We start from the raw sequence: 22,030 nt of genomic DNA, 5'->3' as shown, positions 1-22,030 counted from the left end.
CTCATGGGGATGTGAGCAAAGGTGGGCGGTGCAGCAAGCCGTGCACCGGACCGAACACCACGGACAGCAGGTACAGGCCGCCGGCCACCAGCACGATGGCCGGGCCGCTGGGCAGCGAGTAGTGGAACGACAGCAGCAGGCCGAGCCACACCGAAAGGCAGCCAAACAGCGCGGCGATGCCGATCAGGGCGGGCAGGCGTCGGCTCCAGAAACGCGAGGCGGCGGCCGGCAGCATCATCAGGCCCACCACCATCAGCGCGCCGATGGCCTGGAAACCTATCACCAGGTTGAGCACCACCAGGGTCAGGAACAGGCCGTGGGCCAGGGGGCCGAGGCGGCTGACGCTGTGCAGGAACAGCGGGTCGAGGGTGTCCAGCAGCAGGGCTTTGTAGATCAGCGCCATGGCCAGCAGGCTGAAGAGCGAGACCAGCAGCATACCGTTCAGGGTCGGGCCATCCACCGCCAGGGCCGAGCCGAACAGCAGGTGCAAGAGGTCCAGGCGCTTGCCCGCCAGCCCGAGGATCAGCACGCCGCTGGCCAGGGAAATGGGGTAGATGGCGGCGATGCTGGCGTCTTCCCGCAGGCCGGTGCGCCGGGTGATCCAGGCGGCCAGCCCGGCCATGCCCAACCCGGCACCGAGGCCGCCCAGGGTCAGCGCCGGCAGGCTGAGACCGGCGAACCAGAAACCCAGGGCGGCGCCTGGGAGAATGCCGTGGGCCACGGCGTCACCGATCAGGCTCATGCGCCGCAGGATCAGGAACACCCCCAGGGGTGCGGTGCTGCAGGCCAGCAGCAGGCCGCCGAGCAGGGCCCGGCGCATGAACATGAATTCGCTGAACGGCTGCCAGAAATGTGCGGCGAAGTGCATCAAGCCACCTGCGCGCAGGATTGTGGGGCGATCAGCTCCAGGCTGGAGCCGAATACACAGCCACTGCTTTTTACCAGCAGGGTCTGGGGGATGTGCTGGCGCACGGCGGCCAGGTCATGGCAGACCACCACCAGGGTCCGGCCCTGAGCGTGCCAGTTGTATAAATGGCGCCAGAGCAGGGCCTGGCCGGTTTCGTCGAGGGCGGCGTGGGGCTCGTCCAACAGCAGCAAGGGGGCTTCGGTCAGGCTCAATCGGGCGAGCAGGGCGCGTTGCAATTCACCACCGGAAAGGGCCATCAACGGGCGCTTTTCCAGGCCGCTCAGGCGCCAGTCTTCGAGTACCCTGCGCAGCTTTTCTGCCCTGACCCTGGCCGGTTGACGCTTGCCCCAGAAGCCGCCGGCGACCAGTTCTTCCAGGCTGATGGGGAACTGTCGATCCAGGTGTTGCTGCTGCGGCAAAAAGGACAAGCCGCCTCGGGCAGTGCCGAGGTGGATCTTGCCCGCGAGTGGTTTCTGCAGCCCGGCGATGACTTTCAACAAGCTGCTCTTGCCCGACCCGTTGGCGCCAATGATTGCACTCAGGCTGGCCCTGGGCAGGTGCAGATCCAGGGCTGGAGTCAGGGGTTGTCCCGGAGCGCCCCAACGCAGCTGTTCGCAGCGGATCATCAGGCCTCCCAGTTCCAGCGGCTTTCGGCCACGGCGTCATGGGCATGCAGGCTTTCGGCATGCACGACCCGCAATTGAAAGGCGTTGATTCCGGGGGAACGACGCAGGGCCAGGTTCAAGCGGCGGGCGGCGTCTTCGCAGAACATCAGGTTCTGCCCGTTGGCCAGGGCGAAGGCCTGCTCGTCGGCACGCTTGACCGCGGTTTGCACAGCAGTGCCCAGGGCGTTTTCCGCATCGTTGATCAGGGCAATCAACGGTAATTCGTCGATGAAATCATCCAGGCGCAGATGCAATGCCGCGTTGCTGCGCTGGCTATGGGGCGTCGCGACGATGCCTTGGGGCGAGCCCAGCCAGGCCAGGACGTCGGCGTGTTGCAATGGCCGGTTGGCAAAATCTTCGATGAACTGCTGCTGGATCAACTGCCGCGCCAGCGCCGCCGAACAGGGGCAAGTGGAGGAATAAGGCACGTCGATTTTTAGTTCCACGTGGAACATCGCGTTTTTCAGCCGCGCTTCGATACTCAGCGGGTAGCTTTTCCAGCCGGCCAACGGGCTGACCAAGGCCGGGCGTTTCAACAGCAGATCCAACTGAATGCGCAGGTAGGCGCTGTGGGCCAGGCCTTCATGGCTATCGAGAAAACGCTGCAAGATCCGCCGGAGCAGAGCGGGGGTGAGGTTCTCCTGTTCCAGCATTTCCAGGGCCAGATACAGGCGTGACATGTGAATGCCCCGGGCCTCGCCATCGTCGAGGCTGACACCGGCATCGGCCTTGGCTGCGCTTGGCTGGTTGTTGATCACTACAGGTAAGGCAATGCCGCACATGCCCACCCATTCCAGGGGCAAGGCTTGGCGTGAGGCCTGCGCGGCGATATCCGGCAGAGTCAGCGCGTTCATGAACAGGTCCGTCGTGGGAAGTGATTTCACATGTTATATTATAACAATACGTTCGATGGGAAATTTTTCCTCGACGGTTGTTCATCTTGTCTTGTGAGTAGGGATGCTCCTTTTTTCGCGGTATTTGCCATGCACAGACGTCAATTGCTCAACCTGCTGTTGGCCGGTACGGCCCTGATGTTTCCCTGGAGTGTCCGCGCCGCGCAGATCCGCAACGCACGATTGTGGAAGGACGCAGAAAAGTTGCGGCTGGTGCTCGATCTGAGCGGCCCGGTGCAATACAAGACCTTCAGCTTGAGTGCCCCGGAGCGCTTGATCATCGACTTGAACGGCGCGCGCCTGAGCGGTGATTTCAGCCAGCTGGCCCTGGCCAACACGGTGATCCGCGCCATTCGTTCCGGGCACTTCGGCCAGGGCGATACGCGGATCGTCCTCGACCTGCGCGAGCCGGTGCAGCTCCACAGTTTTCTCCTGCCGCCCCAGGATGGCCAGGGCCATCGGCTGGTGCTGGATCTGTCCAAGGCCACCAGGCAGCCCCTGCCGATCGCTGCGGCCGCCGCGCCGCTGGCCAAGCCCGAGGCCACGACAGGCAAGCCCCATCCCAAGCGCGACATCATCGTGGTAGTAGACCCCGGCCATGGCGGCAAGGACCCGGGCGCCGTGGGGGCCAAGGGCGAACGGGAGAAGGATGTGGTGCTGGCCATCGCCCGCCTGCTGGCCAAGCGGCTCAAGCGCGAGAAGGGTTTCGACGTGAAGCTGGTGCGCAACGATGATTTCTTCGTGCCGCTGCGCAAACGCGTGGAGATTGCCCGCAAGCACCAGGCCGACATGTTCATCTCGGTGCATGCCGATGCCGCGCCGCGGCTTACCGCATCCGGCGCATCGGTGTACGCCCTGTCCGAAGGTGGCGCCACCTCGGCCACCGCGCGCTTGATGGCCCAGCGGGAAAACGGCGCCGACCTGCTGGGGGCGACGACGCTGCTCAACCTCAAGGACAAGGATCCGATGCTGGCGGGGGTGATTGTCGACATGTCGATGAACGCCACCATCGCCGCCAGCCTGCAATTGGGCGGGACTGTGCTGCAGAGCCTGTCGGGCATTACCACCCTGCATCAGAAGCGTGTGGAACAGGCCGGTTTTGCGGTGCTCAAGTCACCGGACGTGCCGTCGATCCTGGTGGAAACCGGCTTCATCTCCAACAGCCGCGACAGCCAGCGCCTGGTCACCGCGCGCCACCAGCAGGCGATTGCCAATGGCCTGTTCAACGGCCTGCAGCGCTACTTCGAGAAAAACCCACCGGTTAACAGCTACATGGCCTGGCTCCAGGAAACCAAGAACAACCGCCCCGCCTGAACGCCGACCTGCAGGAGCCGGCTTGCCGGCGAAGAGGCCGGTGAGTGTTGTGGCTGAGGATGTCTTCGCTGGCAAGCCAGCTTCTACGCAGGCGGTACGGGAAAGGGAGCTAGCAGCCGCTGATGCGGCTGCAAGTGAACTGCCCGCGGCTGCCGCCGGAGCTGGAAAAGCGGTTGCGTGTGGTCCAGCCCACGCGCTGGCTGTAGCCCACCCAGGCCTCGCCGTCGGAGGCCAGGCCGGAGAAGAACGTCAGCTGCCCGTAGCGGCTGTTGGTCTGCGCCCAATAGCGCTTGCCGATCACCTCGAAGCCGCGCAGGTAGGTGGTGCTGCCGGCCGTGGCGACGCTGTAGGCGTTGCCCTGCGGGTCGACGCAGGCCAGCAGGGTGGCGCTGCGGGTGCAGGTGGCCAGGGTACTGGGCACCGCCGCGCTGGCGTGACCAGCCAGCAGCAACAGACCTGAAAGTAGGGTGGGCAGGACAGGGCGCATGGCGAGTCTCGTGACGACAGGGGCGCAGCATCGCGCCCTTCGTCGTGGGCGGCAAGGGAAGGTTGGCTAATTTGTATTGTTATAATATAACATTAAAACACAGCCTGACCCGTGACTCGCCATGACTGAACAAGACCTTCTCGCCCAACCCGAGACGCACTACATGAACGAAGCCCAGCAGGGCTTCTTTCGCCAGCTGCTGCTGGCCCAGCGCAGTGATCTGCAGGAGCGCATTGCCGGCGAGTTCGACCAGCTGCGCGAGCAGGAACCCCACAGCGACCCCGCCGACATCGGCAGTGCCGAAGAGCAGCGCCAGTGGCAACTGCGCCTGCTGGAGCGGGAAAAGAAGCTTCTGGACAAGATCGACGAAGCCCTGGAGCGCCTGGCCCGTGGCGAATACGGCTGGTGCCGCGACACCGGCGAGCCCATCGGCCTCAAGCGCCTGCTGCTGCGGCCCACCGCCACCCTGTGTATCGAAGCCAAAGAACGCCAAGAGCTGCGCGAACGCCATCAACGGGCGCTTTGACCCAGCCGCGATCCTGATGAGGAACAACCCATGACCGACCGTCTCCCCGTTACCGTGCTGTCCGGCTTTCTCGGCGCCGGTAAAAGCACCTTGCTCAATCACATCCTGCGCAACCGCGACCACCTGCGGGTGGCGGTGATCGTCAACGACATGAGCGAAATCAACATCGATGGCAGCGAAGTGCAGCGCGATGTCAGCCTCAATCGCGCCGAAGAAAAACTGGTGGAAATGAGCAACGGCTGCATCTGCTGCACCCTGCGCGAAGACCTGCTGGAGGAAGTGGGCAAGCTGGCCCGCGACGGGCGCTTCGATTACCTGCTGATCGAATCCACCGGGATTTCCGAGCCGCTGCCGGTGGCGGAAACCTTCACCTTTCGCGATGAATCCGGCCAGAGCCTGGCGGATATCGCCCGGCTCGACACCATGGTCACGGTGGTCGACGGCATGAATTTCCTGCTGGACTACCAGGCCGCGCACAGCCTGGCTTCCCGGGGCGAAACCCTGGGCGAAGACGATGAACGTTCCATCAGCGACCTGCTGATCGAACAGGTGGAGTTCGCCGACGTGATCCTGGTCAGCAAGATCGACCTGATCAGCAACGACCAGCGCCAGGAACTGCTGGCCATCCTCAAGAGCCTCAATGCCCAGGCCGAGATCGTGCCCATGGTCATGGGCCAGGTACCGCTGGCGAAGATCCTCGACACCGGGCGCTTCGATTTCGAGCGCGCGGCCCAGGCTCCGGGCTGGCTGCGGGAGTTGCGCGGCGAGCATGTGCCGGAAACCGAGGAGTACGGCATCGCCTCCACCGCCTACCGGGCGCGGCGGCCGTTTCATCCCCAGCGCTTCTTCGACTTCATCAACCGGCCCTGGGTCAACGGCAAGCTGCTGCGCTCCAAGGGCTTCTTCTGGCTGGCCAGCAAGTACCAGGAAGCCGGCAGCTGGTCCCAGGCCGGTGGCCTGATGCGCCATGGCTTTGCCGGGCGCTGGTGGCGCTTCGTGCCCAAGCAGCACTGGCCCCAGGACGAAGAAGGCACCGCGGCGATCATGCACAACTGGACCGCGGCCACCGGCGATTGCCGCCAGGAACTGGTGTTCATCGGCCAGAACATCGACTTCACCCGGCTTTGCGCGGAGCTCGACCTGTGCCTGCTGGATGACGATGAAATGGCCCTCGGCGTCGAGGGCTGGAGCCTGCTGAACGATCCCTTTGGCCCCTGGCATGACGAGGAAGCGGCCTGATGCTGACCCTGAACTTGCCGGTGACTCCACTGGCCAATCCGCCCAGATGGCTGCTGCTGCCGAGCGTGACCGCGCCGGTCTCTCGCCGCCAGGCCATCGGCAGCACCCCGGCGGTGCTCGCCCAGGTGCTGGAGGATGAGGTCAATCTCGGCCTCTGGCAGCGCCAGTTGCCGGCTCACATCGCCGATTTCGCCGAGTTGCTGCTGTCCCTGGACCAGCCGCTGGCCGAATCCCTGTCCCTGGAGCTGCCCGACGAAGACGCGCAACCCAATCTGCGCGGCCTGGCTTCGGGGTTCAGTGATCTGCAGGGTTATGAAGGCTTTATCGCCGATGTTGCCTGGCTGGTCAGCGCTTTTGCCTGCCTGCTCGGGGCCAGGCGCGTCGGGCTGCGCCTGCGGGTCCTGGACAAGGCCATGTGCCCGCGGTTTCACGTGGACCATGTACCGGTGCGGCTGATTACCACCTACGCCGGAGCCGGCAGCCAATGGCTGCGCGAAGGCGCCATGGACCGCAGGAAACTGGGGCAGGCCGAGGGCGAACCACGGGACCCGGCACAGATCCAGCAGATCGCCAGCGGCGACGTGGCGCTGTTCAAGGGCGAGAAATGGCACGGCAACGAAGGCTTTGGTCTGATCCACCGCTCGCCGCAGCCAGCGCCAGGGGAGCGCCGGCTGATCCTCACCCTCGATTGGCTGGGTTGACCTAGGCCCGTGTAGCCGCTTGCCGAGCCTGGGCGAAGCTCCGCAGGACCTTCAGCGCTCCCAAGAGCGGCGTCGAATCGAGCGGATTTTCGCCCAGGGCGGGAAGGGCGTAGCATCACCTCACAGGTTTTCCGGACCCCTTCCCATGCTGCAGAACATCCCCACCCACGTGATCGCCGGCCCCCTGGGCGCCGGCAAGACCAGCCTGATCCGCCATCTGCTGAGCCAGCGCCCGGCCGCCGAGCGCTGGGCAGTGCTGATCAACGAGTTTGGCCAGATCGGCCTGGACGCGGCCTTGCTGACCCGCGACGAAGATGGCATCGCCCTGGGCGAAGTGGCCGGCGGCTGCCTGTGCTGCGTCAACGGTGCACCGTTCCAGGTGGGCCTGGGCCGCCTGTTGCGCAAGGCCCGGCCGGACCGCCTGCTTATCGAGCCCTCGGGCCTCGGCCACCCGGCCCAATTGCTCAAGCAGTTGAATGAAGCGCCCTGGAAGGGCGTGCTGGCGGTACAACCCTGCGTGCTGGTCCTGGATGCCCAGGCGCTGGCCGCTGGCAAGCCGTTGCCCCGGGCACAGCAGGATGCGCTGTCCAGCGCCGGCCTGCTGGTACTGAACAAGGACGAACTGCTCAGCGACAGCGACAGGTTGCGGGTGCTGGAGCAATTGCCGGACCTTCCCTTGTTCTGGACCCGCCATGCCGCCTTGCCCCTGGCCGAGCTGCCGGGCCTGGGAGCCAGCGCCGAAGCGGCCCTGGAGCAGTCGGACATTCCCCAGGGCCTGGCCCAGTTGCCGGCCGTGTGGAGCGATCCGGCGCTGCCGATCTGCCTCAGCCAGTCCCAGGAGGATGGCTGGAGCATCGGCTGGCGCTGGCACCCCAGCCAGCAGTTCGATCTGGTCCGGGTCGAGCACTGGCTGCAGAACCTCGACTGGCGCCGGGCCAAGCTGGTGCTCCACAGTGATCAAGGCTGGCGGTCGGGCAACGGGCTGGATAATTCACCGCTGAACTGGCTGCCCAGCGAATGGCGCCGGGATTCGCGCCTGGAACTGATCTTCAGTAGCCCTCAGGATATTGTCGTCCTGCAGGCCAGTCTCGATGCCTGTCGCCTGTAGAAAAAACGGCGTGCACGCCGCTCTTACGGCTTGAACTTGCGATGTTCCTCGCGCCACTGGCTCAGCTCGATCACCTCGGCACTGGGCAGGGGCTCCTTGGCTTCGAACGGGTAGGGCGCCAGCTCGATATGGGCGCTGTGGGCGCCGAACTGGGTGATGGTCCCGGCATGACGGGTTTCCCCAGTCACGGTGAACTCGAAGTTGTAGACCCGCGCCAGGCGCCGCCGGCCATTGCCATCCTTGACGAAACCGATGCGCTTGAGCGCCACGTTACCGTCCAGCAACTCGATGTCGAGCCGCGCGCAGTGCTGCTTGACCCGCTCCAGGGCCCGTTCGCGCAGGCCGTGGTTGTGCCACAGCCAGGCAGCAGCGGTTGCCAGCAGCATCAGCACAAAGATGTTTCCAAGGGTCAGCATGAAGGTTTGCTCCAACGAGGTGGCGTCAGCTTAACTGCGACTCCGGTCTGTCGTACAGGCTGCGTTTAGTCGCATACTGCGCGGCTTGAATTCCACCGGTTTTATGGAAAATCCTGCATGAAACGTACGCCCCACCTGCTTGCGATCCAGTCCCATGTGGTTTTCGGCCACGCCGGCAACAGTGCCGCGGTATTCCCCATGCAGCGGGTCGGGGTGAATGTCTGGCCGCTGAATACGGTGCAGTTCTCCAACCACACTCAGTATGGTCATTGGGCCGGGGAAGTGCTGGCGCCACAGCAGATTCCCGAGCTGGTGGAAGGCATTGCCGCCATCGGCGAGCTGGGCAACTGCGACGCGGTGCTGTCCGGCTACCTGGGCAGCGCGGCCCAGGGCCGGGCGATCCTCAGCGGTGTGGCGCGGATCAAGGCAGTCAATCCCAAGGCCCTGTACTTGTGTGACCCGGTGATGGGCCACCCGGAGAAGGGCTGCAGCGTGCCGGCTGAAGTCAGCGACTTCCTGCTGGACGAGGCCGTGGCCATGGCGGATTTTCTCTGCCCCAACCAGCTGGAGCTGGACAGCTTCTGCGGGCGCAAGCCGCAATCGCTGTTCGACTGCCTGGGCATGGCCCGGTCGCTGCTGGACAAGGGCCCCAGGGCGGTGCTGGTCAAGCACCTGGACTACCCGGGCAAGCTGGTGGACGGTTTCGAGATGCTGCTGGTGACCGCTGACGGCAGCTGGCACCTGCGCCGTCCATTACTGGCGTTCCCGCGCCAGCCGGTGGGGGTGGGCGACCTGACCTCAGGCCTGTTCCTGGCCCGGGTATTGTTGGGGGACAGCCTGGTGGCGGCCTTCGAATTCACCGCCGCGGCGGTGCATGAAGTACTGCTGGAAACCCAGGCCTGCGCCAGTTACGAGCTGGAGCTGGTGCGCGCCCAGGACCGCATCGCCCACCCACGGGTGCGCTTCGAGGCCACGCCGATCGGCTTCTGAGGCGGGCTCAGGCTTGCTCGGAAAACTGCACGGTCGGCGCGGGCTGGCGAAAGCCCCGGGTGTGTATGCCCAGGTACAGCAGGCCCAGGGCGAACCAGGCCAGGCCGATGCCCAGGGTCAGGGCCGAAAGGCTGGTCCACAGCCAGGCGATCAGGGCAAAGCCGATCAACGGCAGCAGGCCGTACTGCAACAGCCGTGCGGTGCTGCGCGGCTGGCCCTGGCCCAGGTGACTCTTGATCACCGCCAGGTTGACCACCGAGAACGCCACCAGTGCACCGAAGCTGATCATCGACGCCAGGGTGGTGAGGTCGATGACCACCGCCAGCAATGACACCAGCGACACCAGGACAATGGCCACCACCGGGGTCTTGTAGCGCTCGGACAGGGTACCGAACACCCGACGTGGCAGGATGCCGTCACGGCCCATGCTGAACAGAATGCGCGATACCGAGGCCTGGGATGCCAGGGCCGAACCGGCGGCGCCGGCGACATAGGTGGCGGTGAAGAACATCTCCAGGAAGCGTCCGCCGGCGTGCAGCATGACCTCGCTGGCCGCCGAGTCGGCGTCCTTGAAACTGCTGCCGGGGAACGCCAGCTGGCTGGTCATGGCCAGCAGGATGAACAACAGGCCGGCGCCCAGGGTGGTGATGACGATTGCCCGGGGGATGTCCCGGCGCGGATCGCGGGTTTCCTCGGCCAGGGTCGACACCGCGTCAAAGCCCAGGAACGACAGGCACAGCACCGCGGCCCCGGCCATCAGCGGCAACAGCCCATCCTGGCTGCCATCGCCGACCCAGGGTGCGCTCAGGTCCAGGCTCTCGGCCCCTGCCAACTGGCGGACCACCAGGGCCACGAACACCACCACGAAGACCATCTGCGCGCAGACGATCAGGTTGCTCATGCTCGATACCGAGCCGATGCCGCGGATGTTCAGCAGCGTCACCAGGCTGATGGTCGCCACCACGAAGACCCAGGCCGGCACGGCGGGGAAGGCCAGGTTGAGGAACAGGCCGATTACCAGGTAATTGATCATCGGCAGGAACAGGTAATCCAGCAGCAGCGACCAGCCGGCAAGGAAGCCGATGCCCGGGCCGAAACTGAGGCTGGCGTAGGAATAGGCTGAGCCGGCAATGGGGTATTTCTTGACCATTACGCTGTAGGAAAGGGCGGTGAAGATCATCGCCAGCAGGGTGATCACATAGGCTGCGGCGGTGCGCCCGCCGGTGAGCTGGGTGACCACGCCGTAGGTGGTGAAGACGGTCAGAGGGACCATGTACACCAGGCCGAAGAACACCAGGGCCGGCAGGCCGAGGATGCGCCGCAGCGAGGTGCCCTGGGCACTGTGGGTGAAGCCGCCATCGAGGCTGGCGTTATGGACGGACGCAGGGGGGCTGCTGGAGAGAGCATTGGCGCTGGGCATTTTTATTGTTCTCACGCGTTCGTTGGCTCGAAGGCTCCCCGGGCGAGGAGTGCGTTTGTGCCTTGCCCTTCGATTCTGGCAGCGGTGCCCTGGGGGCATAACTCTCGATGTGGTCAAAAAGGGATGGATCTGGCCATTCGGGATGACCGCAGAAGCCTGCTGGCGGGTGTTGGGGTGTGGCGGCCGGAGCGCTGGAGGCTCTGGAGGGGGGAGGACCGTCCGTGGTCCTGCTGAATCAGCGGTGCAGCTTGAGCATCAAGGGCCGTCGGCCTTGATTTCCCGGTAGCGCTGTTCCAGTTCCTGGCGGATCTGCCGGCGCTGCCGGGCCTGGATAAAGCGTCGCTTGCCGTCGGCGGTTTCCGGCTGCAGCGGCGGCACCTGGGCCGGCTTGCGCTGGTCGTCCACCGCCACCATGGTGAAGAAGCAGCTGTTGGTGTGGCGCACCGAACGCTCGCGGATATTCTCGGTGACCACCTTGATGCCCACCTCCATGGAGGTGTTGCCGGTGTAGTTGACCGAGGCCAGGAAGGTCACCAGCTCGCCGACATGGATCGGCTCGCGGAAGATCACCTGGTCCACCGACAGGGTCACCACGTAGCGGCCGGCGTAACGGCTGGCGCAGGCATAGGCGACTTCATCGAGGTACTTGAGCAAGGTGCCGCCGTGGACATTGCCAGAGAAATTGGCCATGTCAGGGGTCATCAATACCGTCATCGACAGTTGGGCGTTTCCGGGTTCCATAGCACGCTCACGGTTCTGGGCAGGGGTTGCTGGAGCACCTCTGCGGGTGCTGGCTCCAAAGGGTTTTCAAACCATCGATAACGGGACGCCGGGCCGGGCCACGTCGTCACGCCCTGGTGGATCTGTTTCCTAATATTGCACCGCCTTCCTGCCGGAAGTCGCGGTGTTAACCTGCAAAACACCCGTTCCAGGGCATTTTCCGCTTCTATTTTGGATATTTCCTTCTACTGATCAGAACATTCTTTTTAGGCGATCACCCCCGCCCAGCATTCCAAGGAGAGCCCCGGCCATGCATGCCATCAGCTTCATTCAGGACCTGGCCGTGATCATGCTGGTCGCAGGCGTGGTGACCATCCTCTTCCATCGCCTCAAGCAGCCTGTCGTGCTGGGCTACATAGTCGCCGGCTTCATCATCGGCCCTCACACTCCGCCTTTCGGGCTGATCCACGACGAACAGACCATCAAGACCCTGGCCGAGCTGGGGGTGATTTTCCTGATGTTCTGCCTGGGGCTGGAATTCAGCCTGCGCAAGCTGTTCAAGGTCGGGGCCACGGCCTTTATCGCGGCGTTCCTGGAAATCGTCCTGATGATCTGGATCGGCTACGAGATCGGCCGCTGGTTCGGCTGGAGCACCATGGATTCGCTGTTCCTCGGGGCGATCCTGGCCATTTCCTCCACCACCATCATCGTCAAGGCGCTCAATGACCTGAAGATGAAGAACGAGCGCTTCGCCCAGCTGATCTTCGGCGTACTGATCGTCGAGGACATCCTCGGCATCGGCATCATCGCCTTGCTGTCGAGCATCGCGGTCAGCGGTACGGTGAGTTCCGGCGAGGTGTTCTCCACCGTCGGCAAGCTTTCGCTGTTCATGATCGTGGCGCTGGTGATCGGCATCCTGCTGGTGCCGCGCCTGCTGGCCTACGTGGCCAGGTTCGACAGCAACGAGATGCTGCTGATCACCGTGCTGGGGCTGTGTTTCGGCTTCTGCCTGCTGGTGGTCAAACTGGAGTACAGCATGGTCCTGGGGGCCTTCCTGATCGGTGCGATCATGGCCGAGTCTCGCCAGCTGCTGAAGATCGAGCGGCTGATCGAACCGGTTCGCGACCTGTTCAGCGCAATCTTCTTCGTCGCCATCGGCCTGATGATCGACCCGCAGATCCTCCTGCAATACGCCTGGCCGATTGCCGTGATCACGGTGGCGGTGGTGCTGGGCAAGATGCTGTCCTGCGGCATGGGGGCCTTTATCGCCGGCAATGATGGACGCACCTCACTGCGGGTAGGCATGGGCCTGTCACAGATTGGCGAATTTTCCTTCATCATCGCCGCACTGGGCATGACCCTGCAGGTCACCAGCGACTTCCTCTACCCGGTAGCGGTGGCGGTGTCCGCCATCACCACCTTGCTCACGCCCTACCTGATCCGTGCCGCGGACCCGCTATCGCTGAAGCTGGCAGGGGTCCTGCCCAAGCGCCTGAGCCGGGTACTGGGCATGTATGGCGAGTGGTTGCGCAGCATCCAGCCCCAGGGCGAGGGTGCGCTGCTGGCGACGATGATCCGCAAGATCCTGCTGCAAGTGGGGGTGAACCTGGCGCTGGTGGTGGCGATCTTCTTTTCCGGTGGCTATTTCGCCAAGCGCATTGGCACCTACCTGGAAGATTGGGTCAGTGAGCCGAGCTGGCAGAAAGCCTTGATCTGGGGCGGGGCGCTGCTGCTTTCGCTGCCGTTCCTGATTGCTGCCTATCGCAAGCTCAAGGCACTGTCGATGTTGCTGGCGGAGATGGGGGTCAAGCCGGAAATGGCCGGGCGCCATACCCAGCGAGTGCGTCGGGTGATCGCCGAGGTGATCCCGATCCTGTCGCTGCTGGTGATTTTCCTGCTGCTGGCGGCGCTCTCGTCGAGCATCCTGCCGACCCTGGAACTGCTGGTGTTGATCGCCGTAGTGGCGGCGGCGGTGGCCGCAGTCCTGTGGCGCTGGTTCATCCGTGTGCATACGCGGATGCAGGTGGCGCTGATCGAAACCTTCGACCACAGCAAGGACAACAGTGGGCATTGACCTTGCCGCTCGCCGGCAGGGTGCCGGCGAGCTGTTTCAGTCGCCGCGGTGCACGCGGCCGCGGCGGCGTCTCAGCTTTCCAGCCAGACGTCCCGCGCCCAGTGCCACACCGATTCCCAGGATTCTTCGGTGATCAGCTCTTCTTCGCCGGACCACAGCACCACGGTGCCGTCTTCCTCGACGCAGTAGTAATCGTCGCCGTCCTGGCAGATCGGGATCAGCTCGCGCGGCACGCCCATGTCCCAGGCGGTCGCAGCCACTTCCGGCAGGTAGGTATGGGATTGCGGATCGGTGACGGTCACAGGTTCCAGGCTGCCGTAAACCACGTCGCTGACCGTCAACAGGAACTCCTTGAAGACGAACGGGATATTGATGAACAGCTGTTCTTCAATTTCCACCAGTTGGTCTTCGTCCGGCAGTTCCAGGGGGACGGGTACCGGTTCGTTGGCTTCCCGGAGTTGTTCGATGACTTCTTCCACGGCCTGGGTCCTCTTAGCTCTATGGCGCGGTTGTTTGACGGCGGTTTATACAGTAGCTCGCTATAAGTGCAATCGTGAAATGCAAAACCCCGACCTGAGTCGGGGTTTTGCCTTACAGCTGTGACAGCAGAATGAATCAGCCGTTCTGGCGGATACCTGCTACCAGCCATGGCTGGTTGTCGCCCTGGGCGCGTTCCATGTTCCAGCTTTCGCTGAACACTTCGCCCTGGTCGAAGCGCGAGGTCTTCGACACACCGCTGAAGGTCAGGGTGGCGATGGTCTTGTCGGCACGGTCATCCACGCCTTCGAGCTGCACTTGCAGGTTGTCGATGTAGGTCGACTGGAAGCCGTCGCCCAGATCGGCACGTTCCTGTTTCAGGAACTGCAGCATCTGTGGGGTCACGAACTCGGCGATCTTGTCCATTTCGTTGGCGTCCCAGTGTTGCTGCAGGGACTGGAAGTGGCTGCGCGCCGCTTCAATGAAGCGCTCTTCATTGAACCAGGCCGGTGCGTTGATTACCGGACGCGCGGCAGGTGCTGGCGAGCCACCGAAGATCGAACCGCCGGCAGGCTGCTGGGGCTCGAAGGCTTCGCGCTGCATCGGCGCGTGGCCGGCTGGAGCGTATTGCTCCTGCTGCTTGCGGCGACGAGCGGCGATGAAGCGGAAGATCACGAAGGCGATGACCGCCATGATCAGGATGTCGAAGATCTGCATGCCCTGGAAGCCGCCGCCCATGAACATGGAGGCCAGCAGGCCACCGGCAGCGATGCCGGCCAGAGGGCCGAGCCAGCGCGAAGCACCACCGGCCTTGGCCGCGGCACCTGCAGCACCGGCTGCGCCAGCGGTGGCTGCAGCGGCAGGAGCGCCCGGAGCGGTTGGCGCCGCCTGGCGGGTTTGGTGGGTCGGGGCAGCGCCGACGCTTTTGCCGCCACCAAAGCGCTTGGCGTTGGCGTCGAGGCTCATCGTCAGGCCGATGCACAGCGCCATGGCGATGCTAAGAAAACGTTTCATAAAGGGGGTTCCCATTTGTGGATGGCACGCGCGCCATATTGCACAGGTGAAGTGTCAGTGGCGAGCGGCATAATGTTTCGGGCTTTTGCCTGACAGCCTCGGTTCAGCTTCGCCAGGCGTCATGCTCGCCGATAGGTTTTTGGTCCCCGCAGACCTGGCTCTGGTTCAACCCGAAAGCCGTTAGCGGCGTAGTGCCAGTAGCACCACACCTGCGGTGATCAAGCCGATTCCGCTCCACTGCCGCAGGTCGAGCTTCTCTCCCAGCAGGCACACGCCGATGATCGCGACGAACACCACGCTGAGCTTGTCCACCGGTGCCACCAATGAAGCGGGGCCGAGTTTCAAGGCGCGGAAATAGCACAGCCAGGATGCGCCCGTGGCCAGCCCGGACAGCAGCAGGAACAGGTAGCTTTTGGGAGAAATCGATCCCAGGGACTGATATTGGCCCGTTGCATACAAAATCAAGGCCAGGCTGACCAGTACCACCACGGTGCGCAGCAGGGTGGCGAAGTCTGAATTGACGTTTTCTATCCCCACTTTGGCGAAGATCGCCGTCAAGGCAGCGAAAATTGCCGACAACAGGGCCCAGAATGTCCACGAGGAAAAAAAGCCTGTGCCCATGTTCACGCTGCCTTTTCTGCACCGACCTGTAGGAGCCGGCTTGCCGGCGAAGCGGTGCTTCGCCAGTGAGATTCGCCGGCACGCCGGCTCCTACGGTCGGGTGGGGTTAGATGGCTTCCAGCTTGGCGTAGCCCAGCATCAGCCACTTGCTGCCTTCGCTGAAGTTGACCTGGACCCGGGCCTGGGCGCCGGCGCCCTCGAAATTGAGGATCACCCCATCGCCGAACACCGAGTGCCGTACCGCCTGGCCGAGGCTCAGGCCGGTGTCCGGGATTTCGCTGCCGCCGAACAGGCTGCTGGTACTTTGTGACTGGCCGCCGCCGAAAGGCCGGCTGACGCTGTTGGACAGCCGCACTTCCTGAATCAGCCCCTTGGGCACCTCGCGCACGAAACGCGACACCTTGTTGTAGGTTTCGCTGCCGTACAGGCGTCGGGTTTCCGCGTAGGTCATCACCAGGTTTTGCATGGCCCGGGTAATGCCCACATACGCCAGCCGGCGTTCTTCCTCAAGGCGGCCGGGTTCTTCCAGGCTCATCTTGTGGGGGAACAGGCCTTCTTCCATGCCCACCAGGAACACGTAGGGGAACTCCAGACCCTTGGCGCTGTGCAGGGTCATCAGTTGCACGCTGTCTTCATGCTCGTCGGCCTGGGTATCGCCGGCTTCCAGGGAAGCGTGGCCGAGGAATGCCGCCAGGGGCGTCAGGTCTTCATCCTCTTCGGTGTTCTCGAAGTTGCGCGCGGCGCTCACCAGTTCCTCGAGGTTTTCCACCCGGGCCTGGCCTTTTTCGCCTTTTTCCGCTTCGTGGTAGGCAATCAGCCCCGACTGCTCGATGACGGTCTGGGTCATCAGGTGCAGGGGCATTTCCAGGGTCTTGGCAGCGAGGTTTTCGATCAGTTCGATAAAGGCCCCCAGCGCACCTGCAGCGCGCCCGGTCAGGCCTTTATTGGCCACCAGCTGGCGCATGGCTTCCCACATCGATACATCGCTGTGGCGCGCATGCTCGCGGATGGCTTCGACGGTCTTCTCGCCGATGCCCCGGGCTGGCACGTTGATCACCCGCTCCAGGGCTGCGTCGTTGCCACGGCCTTCCAGGAGGCGCAGGTAAGCCATGGCGTTCTTGATTTCCGCCCGCTCGAAGAAGCGCTGGCCGCCATAGATGCGGTACGGAATGCGTTCGCGCAGCAAGGCTTCTTCCAGCACCCGGGACTGGGCGTTGGAGCGGTAGAGAATGGCGATATCGCTGCGGGCCAGGCCGGTCTTCAGCGCGCTCTCGATGGTTTCCACTACATAGCGGGCTTCATCGTGCTCGTTGAAGGCGGCATACAGGTTGATGGCTTCACCGTCGCCGCCGTCGGTCCACAGCTCCTTGCCCAGGCGCCCGGTGTTGTTGGCGATCAGGGCGTTGGCAGCCTTGAGGATGCCGGCAGTAGAGCGGTAGTTCTGCTCCAGGCGGATCACTTCGGTGTCCGGGAAGTCGGCGGAGTACTGGTGGATGTTCTCGATTTTCGCGCCGCGCCAGCCATAGATCGACTGGTCGTCGTCGCCCACCACCATCAGGCTGTCGCCACCCTGGGCCAGCAACCGCAGCCAGGCATATTGCACGGCGTTGGTGTCCTGGAACTCGTCCACCAGCACGTGGCGGAAACGCTTCTGGTAGTGCGCCAGCAAACCCGGGTGGTCGCGCCACAGGTCCAGGGCGCGCAGCAGCAGTTCGGAGAAGTCGATGACCCCGGCACGCTGGCAAGCGGCCTCGTAGGCCTCATAGATGCCGCGCATGGTGGCCAGGAACAGGTCGCCGCTGGCCTGGATATGTTGCGGGCGCAGGCCTTCGTCCTTCTGCCCGTTGATGAACCACTGGGCCTGGCGGGCCGGCCAGCGCTGTTCGTCCAGGCCCAGCTCGCGGATTACCCGCTTGACCAGGCGTTGCTGGTCGTCGCTGTCGAGGATCTGGAAGGTCTGGCTCAGCCCCGCTTCCTGCCAGTGGGCCCGCAGCAGGCGGTGGGCCAGGCCGTGGAAGGTGCCGACCCACATGCCTGCCGGGTTGATGCCCAGCAGTTGTTCGATGCGGTGGCGCATCTCGGCTGCGGCCTTGTTGGTGAAGGTCACCGACAGGATCGAGTGGGGTGAGGCGTTCTCGACCTGGATCAACCAGGCGATACGGTGCACCAGCACACGGGTTTTGCCGGAGCCAGCACCGGCCAGGACCAACTGACGACCCACGGAGGCGGCTACGGCCTGGCGTTGGGCGTCGTTGAGGGAGTTCAACAGGAGGGAGAGATCATCGCGCATCGGGGCATTCTAGGGGGCGGCGCCACCCCGGGCAAACCCGGCTTTGCATTAGCCGATAAAACAGCCGCCGATGACGACCGGTTGGTCACAGGCCCCAGCCATTGGCGCTTCTCGCCCGGACGCTTTCAGGGTGCAAGCCGGGCCATCCGGTTTTATCGATTTTATGACCTGGGGCAGTTTGGCTCGGGGCTTTGCTTGTGTATGCTCCGGCGACGTTTCGGGCTCAACCATTATAAGAACACTGCCTATGACACCTAACCCCGACCTGTCCGGGCCCTTTGTGGAGCCCCGGGTCATCCGCCAGCACTACGCCGTGGAGATGGCAGTGGAGCGTACGCGCCTGCTGTACCAGGGCTCGTTGCTGCCTACCTTGTTCATGTTGCTCAACGGCCTGGTGTGCACCTGGCTGCTATGGAGCCCGGCGCGCTATCTGTTGCTCAGTGTGTGGATGGTCTGGCTGCTGGCCCTGGTGGCCTTGCGGGTGATCCAGGTGGCGGCCTTCGATTCGGCGATTCCCAGCCGCCAGGCACAGCCGGTGTGGCAACGCATGTTTCTCCTGGGCTCGGCGGTCAGTGGCCTGACCCTGGCCTGCGCCGGCATCGCCCTGGTGCCCACCGACAATTTCCTGCAGCAGGCCTGGGTCTTCGGCCTCATCGGTGCGGCCATCCTCTCCGCCAGCGTAGCCTACGCGGTGAGCCTGCAGGCCTTCCTTTCATTCACCTTGCCATGTCTGTTGCCGGCCATCGCCTACCTGTTCTGGGGCGGCGACGACCAGCAGCGTGGCTGGGGCTGGCTCGGGCTGATCCTGCTGGTGTCCCTGAGTGTGGTGGCCTGGCAGGTCAACCGCCTGATGCAGCGCGGCCTGCTGCGGCGCTTTCAGAACCAGGCCCTGATCGAGCACCTGCAGAATGCCCAGGGCCGCAGCGATCAGCTCAACCGCGAGCTGGCCCGGGAAGTGGAGCAGCGCCGCCGTGCCGAGGAGCAACTGCGCGAAGCCCAGACCGGGCTGGAACAGCGGGTGGCCCAGCGCAGCCTGGAGCTGGACGCCGCCAACCAGGCCCTGAGCAAGAGCGAGGCGCGCCTGGCCCTGGCCCTGAACGCCAGCGAGCTGGGGCTGTGGGACTGGAACCTGCAGACCGACGAGGTCCATCACACCCAGATCAAGGAGCTGTTCGGCCTGGAGCCGGAAGATGTCACGGCCATGCTCAGCCATCTCAAGCCACGCCTGCATCCGGAAGACCTGCCCCTGCTCAAGCGCGCCCTGGTGGAGCACCTCAAGGGCCGCAGCGACGATTACCAGGTGGAGTACCGGGTACGCCACGGCGCCGGCCACTGGGTGTGGATCGAGGACCGTGGCCGGGCCGTGGAGCGCAGCCCCAGTGGCCGGGTGCTGCGCATGGCCGGCACCCGTCGCGACATCAGTGCCGACAAGGAGCTGGAGGTCCAGCGCAACCTGGCGGCCACGGTGTTCGAGGCGGCCAGCGAAGGCATCGTCATCCTCGACCCCGATTACGCCTTGATCGCCGCCAATCAGGCCTTCAGCCAGGTCACCGGCTACCAGATCGAAGACATGCTCGGGCGCAATGTAGTGGAGCTGTCGTGCAGCCGCGATGCGCGCCGGCACTACCCGTTGATCCACCAGGCCCTGGAACAGTACGGCAGCTGGCAGGGCGAGTTGGTGGAGACACGCAAGAACGGCGAGCTCTACCCGCAATGGCTGCAATTGAATGTAGTGCGTGATAAACGAGGAAAAGTCCGGCATATCGTGGGCTTCTTCGCCGATCTTTCGGCACGGCGCGAATCCGAGGAGCGCATGCGCTACCTCACCCATTACGACGAACTCACGGGGCTGGCCAACCGTTCGCTGTTCCGCGAGCGCCTGCGCGAGGCCCATCAGCGGGTGCGCCAGGGCGGCCGCAGCCTGGCCTTGCTGCACATCAACCTGGACCGTTTCAAGCTGCTCAACGACAGCCTTGGCCATGAAGTGGCCGACCAGCTGCTGCAAAAGATGGCCCGGCGGCTGGTCAATGCCTTGCCGGAAGCCGACACCATCGCCCGGCTTTCCGGGGACGAATTCGCCGTGCTGTTCGACGCTTACGGCAGCCTGTCGAGCCTGACCCGGGTCGCTACCCGGCTGCTGAGCAAGCTGCGCCTGCCGATCACCGTCGAGGGCCATGAACTGGTGGTCAGCGCTTCCATGGGCATCAGCATGCTGCCCGACAGCGCCCGGGAGATCGCAGCCCTGATCAGCCAGGCGAACATGGCCATGGCTCATGCCAAGCACCTGGGCGGCAACAATTTCCAGTTCTATACCGAGAGCCTGCAAGCCAGCACCCTGGAGCGCCTGCAGCTGGAAAACCAGCTGCGCAAGGCCATTGAGGAGGGCCAGTTGACGGTCTTCTACCAACCCAAGCTGTGCCTGGCCAGCGGCCGTCTGAATGCTGCCGAGGCCCTGGTGCGCTGGGATCACCCCGTCATGGGCCGGGTGCCCCCGGGGGATTTCATCGGCCTGGCGGAAGAGACCGGATTGATCGGCCCCATTGGTGAGTTCGTGTTGCGCCAGGCGTGCCGCCAAGCCTGCGAATGGCAACGCCAGGGCCTGGAGCCGATTCGCGTGTCGGTCAACCTGTCGGTGTATCAGTTGCGCCAGGGCAAGCTGGTGAGCCTGGTGCGCCAGGTGCTGGAAGAAACCGGCCTGGAGCCGCATTTTCTCGAACTGGAACTGACCGAAAGCCAACTGCTGGACAGCGTCGAGCACATCATCGCGACCTTCCAGCAACTGCGGGGCCTGGGGGTCAAGCTGGCCATCGACGACTTCGGCACTGGCTATTCGTCCCTGAGTTACCTGAAACGGATCCCGGTGGATTACGTGAAGATCGATCAGGCCTTCATTCGCGGCCTGGCCGAGGGCGGTGAGGACGCGGCGATCACCCGGGCGATCATCGCCATGGCTCATGGGCTGTCGTTGAAAGTGGTGGCCGAAGGGGTGGAAGACCCGGCGCAACTGGCCTTCCTCAAGGCGGAACACTGCGACGAGGTGCAGGGCTACCTGATCAGCCGCCCGGTGGCCGCCGAAGGCCTCGCGCTGCTGTTGCAGGCCCAGAGCCGGTAGCCGCCAGGGCTGCCTGCCACAACGGCTACATAAGTCGTACCCGGCTGAAAATGGGGGGCAGGCAGGCAACTTCGTGATGCATTGGGCGGGCAAAAAGCCGATTCCTGTAGTATAACTACAAGCTTGCTACATCCCCGGCGTCAGCCAATAACAATGAGTCCAGCCCTTTGAACCTGTTGCAGCACATCGCCCAGTCACGTCATTTGTTACGCAAATCGGAACTCAAGGTCGCCGATCACGTGCTCCTTGATCCTGCGGCCGTGATGCACAGTTCCATGGCGGACCTGGCCCACAGCGTGGGCATCAGTGAACCGACCATCGTGCGCTTCTGCCGGGCCATCGGCTGCTCCGGCTTCCAGGACCTCAAGCTCAAGCTGGCGCAGAGCCTTGCCGCCGGGGCCAGCTTCGGCCAGTTCGCGATCCATGAAGACGATTCGGTCGCCGACTACAGCCTGAAGATCTTCGACACCACCCTGCATACCCTGATGGAGGTCCGCGAGAAGCTCGACCCGGTGGCCCTGCAGCAGGCGGTGACCGCCATGTCCCAGGCCCAGCGCGTGGAGTTCTACGGCTTTGGTGCCTCGGGCGCGGTAGCGGCGGATGCCCAGCACAAGTTCTTCCGCTTGCTGCTGACCGCAGCGGCCTATTCCGACCCGCACATGCAGGCGATGTCGGCGGTGACCTTGAAGCCGACCGATGTCGCCATCTGCATTTCCCAGTCCGGTCGTTCCAAGGACCTGCTGATCACCGCCAACCTGGTACGTGAAAGCGGCGCCTCGCTGATCACCCTGTGCCCGAGCCAGACGCCGTTGGCCGAACTGTCCACGGTCAACCTGGCGATCGACGTGCACGAAGACACCGAGATCTACACCCCACTGACCTCGCGTATCGCCCACCTGGTGGTGATCGACGTGCTGGCGATGGGCGTGGCCATGGCTCGCGGGCCGAGCCTGGTGAACCACCTCAAGAGCGTCAAGCGCAGCTTGCGCAGCCTGCGCCTGTCGCCCAAGTCGGTGAAAGCCCTGGACGACTGAGTCTCTCTGGCCGGTGATGAGG

20 protein-coding genes are annotated in these 22,030 nt (G+C 64.1%); 9 read left to right on the top strand and 11 right to left on the bottom strand.

Translation table 11 applies throughout. The annotated features are described in order from the left end of the window. Window position 1 precedes the first annotated feature (1 nt). Genes KI242_RS31350 through folE2 form a run of 3 tightly spaced genes read right to left on the bottom strand, consistent with a single transcriptional unit; the run spans window position 2 to window position 2,426 of the window. Complete coding sequence (locus KI242_RS31350) at window positions 2–868, bottom strand: metal ABC transporter permease (protein WP_041120481.1); 867 nt, start codon at window positions 866–868, stop codon at window positions 2–4. Beyond that, window positions 868–1,533, bottom strand: coding sequence for an ATP-binding cassette domain-containing protein (locus tag KI242_RS31345; protein WP_053160520.1), 666 nt, complete (start codon window positions 1,531–1,533; stop codon window positions 868–870). Before KI242_RS31345 ends, KI242_RS31350 begins: the two co-directional genes overlap by 1 nt. Beyond that, window positions 1,533–2,426: a GTP cyclohydrolase FolE2 gene (folE2, locus tag KI242_RS31340; RefSeq protein ID WP_015637546.1), complete on the bottom strand. Its 894-nt coding sequence runs from the start codon at window positions 2,424–2,426 to the stop codon at window positions 1,533–1,535. Before folE2 ends, KI242_RS31345 begins: the two co-directional genes overlap by 1 nt. A gap of 129 nt (window positions 2,427–2,555) precedes the next feature. Here folE2 and KI242_RS31335 point away from each other — a divergent pair, with 129 nt between their 5' ends. Beyond that, window positions 2,556–3,779 (top strand): N-acetylmuramoyl-L-alanine amidase, encoded by a 1,224-nt coding sequence (locus tag KI242_RS31335; protein WP_212805805.1) that lies wholly within the window; start codon window positions 2,556–2,558, stop codon window positions 3,777–3,779. Between the two features lie 109 nt (window positions 3,780–3,888). Here the strand turns inward: KI242_RS31335 and KI242_RS31330 are convergent, their stop codons facing one another. Beyond that, the gene (locus KI242_RS31330; protein ID WP_077934969.1) at window positions 3,889–4,266 is read right to left on the bottom strand and encodes a glutamine synthetase; all 378 of its coding nucleotides are present in this window, start codon (window positions 4,264–4,266) and stop codon (window positions 3,889–3,891) included. Between the two features lie 121 nt (window positions 4,267–4,387). Here KI242_RS31330 and dksA point away from each other — a divergent pair, with 121 nt between their 5' ends. From dksA to KI242_RS31310, 4 genes are all read left to right on the top strand, one after another. Then, complete coding sequence (dksA, locus tag KI242_RS31325; protein ID WP_011064339.1) at window positions 4,388–4,792, top strand: RNA polymerase-binding protein DksA; 405 nt, start codon at window positions 4,388–4,390, stop codon at window positions 4,790–4,792. Window positions 4,793–4,822: 30 nt separating this feature from the next. Further along, entirely contained in the window at window positions 4,823–6,031 is a 1,209-nt protein-coding gene (gene zigA, locus KI242_RS31320; protein WP_212805804.1) for a zinc metallochaperone GTPase ZigA, read from the top strand. Then, on the top strand, window positions 6,031–6,732 hold the full coding sequence (locus tag KI242_RS31315) for a DUF1826 domain-containing protein (RefSeq protein WP_015637542.1): 702 nt from the start codon (window positions 6,031–6,033) through the stop codon (window positions 6,730–6,732). Before zigA ends, KI242_RS31315 begins: the two co-directional genes overlap by 1 nt. A 145-nt stretch (window positions 6,733–6,877) precedes the next feature. After that, the gene (locus tag KI242_RS31310) at window positions 6,878–7,840 is read left to right on the top strand and encodes a CobW-like GTP-binding protein (RefSeq protein WP_053160511.1); all 963 of its coding nucleotides are present in this window, start codon (window positions 6,878–6,880) and stop codon (window positions 7,838–7,840) included. Between the two features lie 23 nt (window positions 7,841–7,863). Here the strand turns inward: KI242_RS31310 and KI242_RS31305 are convergent, their stop codons facing one another. After that, complete coding sequence (locus KI242_RS31305; RefSeq protein ID WP_015637540.1) at window positions 7,864–8,256, bottom strand: DUF3301 domain-containing protein; 393 nt, start codon at window positions 8,254–8,256, stop codon at window positions 7,864–7,866. Window positions 8,257–8,373: 117 nt separating this feature from the next. Between KI242_RS31305 and pdxY the strand changes: the two genes are divergently transcribed. Further along, a complete protein-coding gene (pdxY, locus tag KI242_RS31300; RefSeq protein WP_041120474.1) occupies window positions 8,374–9,246 on the top strand; it encodes a pyridoxal kinase PdxY in 873 nt (290 codons plus the stop codon). Window positions 9,247–9,253: 7 nt separating this feature from the next. On the opposite strand, the gene KI242_RS31295 is transcribed toward pdxY, so the two are convergent. Both KI242_RS31295 and KI242_RS31290 read right to left on the bottom strand, forming a co-directional pair. Next, window positions 9,254–10,666, bottom strand: a complete 1,413-nt coding sequence (locus tag KI242_RS31295; RefSeq protein ID WP_212805803.1) for an APC family permease — start codon at window positions 10,664–10,666, stop codon at window positions 9,254–9,256. A gap of 255 nt (window positions 10,667–10,921) precedes the next feature. Further along, a complete protein-coding gene (locus tag KI242_RS31290; RefSeq protein WP_011064332.1) occupies window positions 10,922–11,407 on the bottom strand; it encodes an acyl-CoA thioesterase in 486 nt (161 codons plus the stop codon). Window positions 11,408–11,696: 289 nt separating this feature from the next. Between KI242_RS31290 and KI242_RS31285 the strand changes: the two genes are divergently transcribed. Continuing rightward, complete coding sequence (locus tag KI242_RS31285; RefSeq protein ID WP_011064331.1) at window positions 11,697–13,460, top strand: cation:proton antiporter; 1,764 nt, start codon at window positions 11,697–11,699, stop codon at window positions 13,458–13,460. Window positions 13,461–13,531: 71 nt separating this feature from the next. Here KI242_RS31285 and KI242_RS31280 read toward each other — a convergent pair whose 3' ends face one another. The 4 genes from KI242_RS31280 to uvrD all read right to left on the bottom strand — a co-directional run bounded on the left by KI242_RS31280 (window position 13,532) and on the right by uvrD (window position 17,862). Then, window positions 13,532–13,939, bottom strand: a complete 408-nt coding sequence (locus KI242_RS31280; RefSeq protein WP_011064330.1) for an SMI1/KNR4 family protein — start codon at window positions 13,937–13,939, stop codon at window positions 13,532–13,534. A gap of 136 nt (window positions 13,940–14,075) precedes the next feature. Continuing rightward, the gene (locus tag KI242_RS31275) at window positions 14,076–14,951 is read right to left on the bottom strand and encodes a Tim44 domain-containing protein (protein WP_011064329.1); all 876 of its coding nucleotides are present in this window, start codon (window positions 14,949–14,951) and stop codon (window positions 14,076–14,078) included. A 180-nt stretch (window positions 14,952–15,131) separates the two neighbouring features. Continuing rightward, window positions 15,132–15,572: an EamA family transporter gene (locus KI242_RS31270; RefSeq protein WP_011064328.1), complete on the bottom strand. Its 441-nt coding sequence runs from the start codon at window positions 15,570–15,572 to the stop codon at window positions 15,132–15,134. Between the two features lie 106 nt (window positions 15,573–15,678). Continuing rightward, window positions 15,679–17,862: a DNA helicase II gene (uvrD, locus tag KI242_RS31265; protein WP_011064327.1), complete on the bottom strand. Its 2,184-nt coding sequence runs from the start codon at window positions 17,860–17,862 to the stop codon at window positions 15,679–15,681. Window positions 17,863–18,109: 247 nt separating this feature from the next. On the opposite strand from uvrD, the gene KI242_RS31260 reads away from it, so the two are divergent. Both KI242_RS31260 and hexR read left to right on the top strand, forming a co-directional pair. Next, window positions 18,110–20,974, top strand: a complete 2,865-nt coding sequence (locus tag KI242_RS31260) for a GGDEF domain-containing phosphodiesterase (RefSeq protein WP_212805802.1) — start codon at window positions 18,110–18,112, stop codon at window positions 20,972–20,974. A 167-nt stretch (window positions 20,975–21,141) separates the two neighbouring features. Further along, window positions 21,142–22,008 (top strand): transcriptional regulator HexR, encoded by an 867-nt coding sequence (gene hexR, locus KI242_RS31255; RefSeq protein WP_011064325.1) that lies wholly within the window; start codon window positions 21,142–21,144, stop codon window positions 22,006–22,008. Window positions 22,009–22,030: the final 22 nt, after the last annotated feature.

Source organism: Pseudomonas sp. Eqa60 (assembly GCF_018326405.1).
Classification (GTDB): domain Bacteria; phylum Pseudomonadota; class Gammaproteobacteria; order Pseudomonadales; family Pseudomonadaceae; genus Aquipseudomonas; species Aquipseudomonas protegens.
The sequence above is the reverse complement of the archived record's forward strand: the minus strand, read 5'-3'. Positions and strand labels throughout refer to the sequence as shown.

What these genes read in the sequence shown, in the direction of transcription:
- KI242_RS31310 (WP_053160511.1), top strand. Translation starts at nt 6,878, where the DNA reads ATGCTGCAGAACATCCCCACCCACGTGATCGCCGGCCCCCTGGGCGCC.
- KI242_RS31295 (WP_212805803.1), bottom strand. Translation starts at nt 10,666, where the DNA reads ATGCCCAGCGCCAATGCTCTCTCCAGCAGCCCCCCTGCGTCCGTCCAT.
- dksA (WP_011064339.1), top strand. Translation starts at nt 4,388, where the DNA reads ATGACTGAACAAGACCTTCTCGCCCAACCCGAGACGCACTACATGAAC.
- folE2 (WP_015637546.1), bottom strand. Translation starts at nt 2,426, where the DNA reads ATGAACGCGCTGACTCTGCCGGATATCGCCGCGCAGGCCTCACGCCAA.
- KI242_RS31335 (WP_212805805.1), top strand. Translation starts at nt 2,556, where the DNA reads ATGCACAGACGTCAATTGCTCAACCTGCTGTTGGCCGGTACGGCCCTG.
- KI242_RS31285 (WP_011064331.1), top strand. Translation starts at nt 11,697, where the DNA reads ATGCATGCCATCAGCTTCATTCAGGACCTGGCCGTGATCATGCTGGTC.
- uvrD (WP_011064327.1), bottom strand. Translation starts at nt 17,862, where the DNA reads ATGCGCGATGATCTCTCCCTCCTGTTGAACTCCCTCAACGACGCCCAA.
- KI242_RS31330 (WP_077934969.1), bottom strand. Translation starts at nt 4,266, where the DNA reads ATGCGCCCTGTCCTGCCCACCCTACTTTCAGGTCTGTTGCTGCTGGCT.
- KI242_RS31270 (WP_011064328.1), bottom strand. Translation starts at nt 15,572, where the DNA reads ATGGGCACAGGCTTTTTTTCCTCGTGGACATTCTGGGCCCTGTTGTCG.
- KI242_RS31345 (WP_053160520.1), bottom strand. Translation starts at nt 1,533, where the DNA reads ATGATCCGCTGCGAACAGCTGCGTTGGGGCGCTCCGGGACAACCCCTG.
- KI242_RS31275 (WP_011064329.1), bottom strand. Translation starts at nt 14,951, where the DNA reads ATGAAACGTTTTCTTAGCATCGCCATGGCGCTGTGCATCGGCCTGACG.
- pdxY (WP_041120474.1), top strand. Translation starts at nt 8,374, where the DNA reads ATGAAACGTACGCCCCACCTGCTTGCGATCCAGTCCCATGTGGTTTTC.
- KI242_RS31315 (WP_015637542.1), top strand. Translation starts at nt 6,031, where the DNA reads ATGCTGACCCTGAACTTGCCGGTGACTCCACTGGCCAATCCGCCCAGA.
- KI242_RS31260 (WP_212805802.1), top strand. Translation starts at nt 18,110, where the DNA reads ATGACACCTAACCCCGACCTGTCCGGGCCCTTTGTGGAGCCCCGGGTC.
- KI242_RS31290 (WP_011064332.1), bottom strand. Translation starts at nt 11,407, where the DNA reads ATGGAACCCGGAAACGCCCAACTGTCGATGACGGTATTGATGACCCCT.
- zigA (WP_212805804.1), top strand. Translation starts at nt 4,823, where the DNA reads ATGACCGACCGTCTCCCCGTTACCGTGCTGTCCGGCTTTCTCGGCGCC.
- KI242_RS31305 (WP_015637540.1), bottom strand. Translation starts at nt 8,256, where the DNA reads ATGCTGACCCTTGGAAACATCTTTGTGCTGATGCTGCTGGCAACCGCT.
- KI242_RS31350 (WP_041120481.1), bottom strand. Translation starts at nt 868, where the DNA reads ATGCACTTCGCCGCACATTTCTGGCAGCCGTTCAGCGAATTCATGTTC.